The organism is Azospirillum doebereinerae (assembly GCF_003989665.1).
Taxonomy (GTDB): Bacteria; Pseudomonadota; Alphaproteobacteria; order Azospirillales; family Azospirillaceae; genus Azospirillum; species Azospirillum doebereinerae.
Genome location: NZ_RZIJ01000083.1, coordinates 1 through 675, shown reverse-complemented (window position 1 = coordinate 675; position 675 = coordinate 1). Strand labels below are relative to the sequence as shown.

Below are 675 nucleotides of genomic sequence, written 5' to 3'. Positions count from 1 at the left end.
TGAAATCTGAATCGGCGGTTGCGCTTGGGCCGCTGACGTGATTCACCATTGTTGGAGGTGGATCATGGGGCGCAGCTATTCGTCGGACCTTCGGGTTCGGATTTACGGCGAGGTCGAGAAAGGCGGTTCGCGTCGGGCGGCGGCGCGCCGGTTCGATGTGAGCGCGAGCACGGGCGTGCGGCTTGCTCAGCGCATGGCGGCAACGGGCTCGCTGGACCCGGCCCGGCAGGGGCGCCCACCGGGCGGTGGCAAGCTGGCCCCGCATGCCGAACTTCTGATCGGCTGGGTGGAGAAGCAAGGCGACATCACCATGCCCGAACTGGCGGCCAAGCTGAAAGCCGAGCGCGGGGTCACGATCCACCCCGCCTCGCTGTCGCGCTTCCTGCTCGCCCGCGGCTTCACCGTCAAAAAAAACGGTGCTGGCGAGCGAGGCCGGTCGCGCTGACGTTGCTGAGGACCGCCGGAGTTGGCGCAGCCACCGTCAGCCCCGGATGCGCGAGGAGCCGGACCGGCTGGTCTTTCTCGACGAGACCGCGACCACCACGAAGATGACCCGACTGCGCGGACGGGCCAGGCGCGGCCAACGGTTCAAGGCCACGGCGCCGTTTGGCCATTGGGGCACCCAGACCTTCGTCGCCGCCCTGCGCTGCGACGGGCTGACCGCCCCGTGGATCA

Annotated in this window: 1 protein-coding gene and 1 pseudogene; both read left to right on the top strand. The window is 68.7% G+C overall.

Going from position 1 to position 675, the window contains the following annotated elements; all coding sequences use genetic code 11:
• Positions 1-64: 64 nt before the first annotated feature.
• Positions 65-445 (top strand): transposase, encoded by a 381-nt coding sequence (locus tag EJ913_RS31295; RefSeq protein ID WP_127005231.1) that lies wholly within the window; start codon positions 65-67, stop codon positions 443-445.
• 46 nt (positions 446-491) lie between these two features.
• Positions 492-675 (top strand): annotated as a pseudogene (locus EJ913_RS31290) (IS630-like element ISSpo6 family transposase); the annotation flags it as partial.